Raw genomic sequence first — 3003 nt, forward strand, 5'->3', positions numbered from 1 at the left:
GAGGTGAAGTAGAACTCGTCCTTGATGCGCGACTGGTCGACGTCGACGCCGGGCCGCTCGACCTTGAGCTGCCACGAGGTTCCGGCCGGCAGGGCGATGCGATGATCGCGCTGGTAGGGGCTGGTGCACTTGCCGTCGAAGGCGTCGGCGACCTGCAGCACGAACGGGCCGGCCCCGGTCTTCAGATGGATGTTGTAGGCGGCGGAGCGGTTCTTCACCGAGCCATCGCTGTCGGTCTGATCGTAGAGTGCCGGGATCGACAGCTTGACGATCACCGCGCTCCGGGTGGCGCTCGGATCGGTGAAGGTGACCGTCACCGGCGCGGAATGCGTGACCTTTATCCCGAGCCCGCTGCCAACCTGGATGACGCTGCGACTCGACGGGAAGCCCGCCATATACGATTGCGCCCCCCACGGCAGGCCATAGCGCGTGTCCCACGAGATGCCCGTGAAGTTGAATGTGCCGTCGGTGTTCTGCAGCGGCGTGTCTTGAAAAAGATCGACTGGTCCTCGGCCACCAGGCCGCGGATCTCGCCCTCGCACCAGACATCGAGGAACCGGGCGATCGAGCGCGACTGCAGCGAGTTGGGCGCCTCGCTCGGCACCCGGCCCATCGGCTGCGTACCCTGCCCCTTCGCGAAGGCACCACCCCGCCCGAAGACGGCTCGCGTTTCCAGGATCTCCATCACAGCAGGCCGAGCCTACTCGCATGCGCCCATAGACGATCGGAATTGGGCCGCCCTGCTCGGCCGTGTTGGTCGGCCCGTTGTAGATGAAGGACGGACGTGCCTCGGGTCGCTCCGCCGAGTAGCTCGGTGCGGCCTGTGGCGTCGGCGACAGGAGCTGCGATACCCCGCCCAACGCGATCATGGCGCCGATGCCGGCGATGCGGCCGTAGGTGACGGCGCCGATCAGCGGCAGCTCCACCGAGAATCCCAATCCCAGGCCGGCCGCCGACGCGGGGATGCCCAAGCCCTCGGCCCCGGCCGCCGCAGCAGCGGTGCCGACCGCCATCGCACCGGCCGTGAAGAACGCGCCGGCGATCATGGCGACGCCGAGCACGATCTTGCCGACGGCCAGGCCGCCATTGCCGCCGCCGTGACCGTAGGCGACTGGCACGATATGCAGGTCGTGGCGGCTGAGTGGCATGGCCAGCTCGGCCAGCGCCATCGGCAACCCGGCCCGACGCGTCGCACCCTTGACGAAGAAGTAGGCAGGTCCGCGCAGGAAATCGCGCTTGAACCCCGGGTGGTTGGCGTCGAGCGCCCACACGGCTTCCGGCAAGCTTTCGATGTCGAACTCGTGACGCCAGCCGTAGCGGCGCCCGAGCACGCCATAGAGGTAGACTTTGCGCAGCATTACACGCCGCCCCGATCGGCCAGGGAGCCCAGTCGCATGGTCTTGCGGTGAAACTTCTGGCGCCACGGCCCAAGCACGTCGACGCGCGACAGTCGATTGCTGAGATGGTGCAGGATCAGGCCGTGGCCGAGGTAGATGCCGGTATGGTTGATCACCGTCGACGCCACCTGGAACAACGGTACGTCGCCGACCTCGAGATCCTCGTTTGGCCCAAGCGCATCGAACTCGAACTGCCCGAGATTGTCCTCGATGACGTTCTGGCCGCTGTCCCACCAGGCGGGATCACGCGGCGTCAGCGGCAAGGTCAGAGCCCTTTCCCGACGGTACCAGTCGCGCACCAGGGCGTAGCAGTCGGCGACGCCGTGACGGAACACGCGGCCTTCGTAGGGGGCAATGGGCAAGCTGTCGCCGAAAAAGAACAGCTCGGCGCCGTGCACCGGGTTCAGGGCCACAATGCCCCACGGGATTTCTCCCTCCGCCTGATAGGCCATGTCCGTACGCGTCGGGCAGGCCGGCCCGTCGGGATGTGAGTGGACGACGGCACGCAGCCGACCCGATTGCCTGGCGAGAACCATCGCCTCGCCGTCGATCTGGAAGGAACGGACCGGGTCGTCGGCCACATTGCGGCACGGAACGTACGTGTCATCCAGGATCAGGCCGCAGGACTCGCGCGGCGCCTCGGCTCGGGCGTGCTCGACCATGTCGTCGCGGCAGCGCGGGGAGATCTCGAACATGGGTTCACCGCGTCTTGGAGATGCCGGGGAAGCCCGAGAAGGGCAGCTCGTTGGCGGCGCCGAAGCGGGCTTGGCAGCCGGTCAGGCGCTTGCTGCACTGATCGGCCGCGGGGTCGGTGGTCGACGCATCCTTGCTGGTGAATTTCGCCGCGCCGGCATAGGGGCAGGTGCCGTAGACGAAGGCCGTTCCGTTCCAGCGCCGGTAGGTCTCGCTGCAATTGTCGCGGATCAGCTGGCGACGCGGCAGCATGACGCCCTGCTGGTCGAGGGCCGCTGCAAGCTCGAACTCGATGAGGCTCTCTGTCTGCTGCGACTTGCGATCGATGAAATAGATGTCCGGAATGAAGCACGAGTTCGGGTCCGCGTTGGGCTGGCCGTCGAGGTATTTCACCAGCGTCTTCCAGCGCGTCACCCTGGCGCCGACCAGATCGTTGTACTGGATCACTGCCGGCAGCAGCAGGCCGGCGACATTGCCGACCGTGAGCTTGGGCTTGGGCAGGGCTCCGCGACCTGCCCACTCGAATCCCGAAGCCTCGAGCGGAAAAGGCGTGTAGGTGTGCCCGCGCCATGCCGGCATTGCGCCGTTGATCGTGCCGGCGCAGAGGTACCACACGTCGCTGCCGCCCAGTGGCGTGGTGTCGATGTCGAACAGTACGACGATGTCGCCGGGCGCCAGCGACTGTGCATCGGCGGAGAGTGCGGGTGAGAGGGTCACAGGTCGAACACCTGCTCGAATCGCGCCTTCACCGTCCCGGTGTTGCCGCTGGTCTTGGTGACTGACCAGGTCTCACACTTGAACTGCAGCGCGCTGCCGGCACCGGGCGGCGTCCACAGGAAGGCGAGGTAGCCCTTCTGCGCGGAGAGAAACGAGTCGATCGTGGTGCATTCCGCAAAGGCAATGCCCTCCCACG

General features: G+C 66.7%; 4 protein-coding genes. All 4 read right to left on the bottom strand.

Annotated features, from left to right (window positions below; translation table 11 throughout):
* Positions 1-1358, bottom strand: a 1358-nt coding sequence (gene gpJ, locus AB7O82_RS37995) for a TipJ family phage tail tip protein (RefSeq protein WP_428621931.1), incomplete at its 3' end; no start/stop codon positions are given.
* The gene (locus AB7O82_RS38000) at positions 1358-2092 is read right to left on the bottom strand and encodes a C40 family peptidase (protein WP_428556399.1); all 735 of its coding nucleotides are present in this window, start codon (positions 2090-2092) and stop codon (positions 1358-1360) included. The genes AB7O82_RS38000 and gpJ, both read right to left, overlap by 1 nt.
* Before the next feature lie 4 nt (positions 2093-2096).
* Positions 2097-2807: a phage minor tail protein L gene (locus AB7O82_RS38005; protein WP_428621932.1), complete on the bottom strand. Its 711-nt coding sequence runs from the start codon at positions 2805-2807 to the stop codon at positions 2097-2099.
* The coding region (locus AB7O82_RS38010) for a phage tail protein (protein WP_428621933.1) at positions 2804-3003 on the bottom strand (200 nt) is incomplete at its 5' end. The genes AB7O82_RS38005 and AB7O82_RS38010, both read right to left, overlap by 4 nt.

Origin of the sequence: Reyranella sp. (genome assembly GCF_050185545.1) — a bacterium.
Taxonomy (GTDB): domain Bacteria; phylum Pseudomonadota; class Alphaproteobacteria; order Reyranellales; family Reyranellaceae; genus Reyranella.

Bases quoted from the DNA above. Each gene is read 5' to 3' on its own strand.
- AB7O82_RS38000 (WP_428556399.1), bottom strand. From the start codon at position 2,092: ATGTTCGAGATCTCCCCGCGCTGCCGCGACGACATGGTCGAGCACGCC.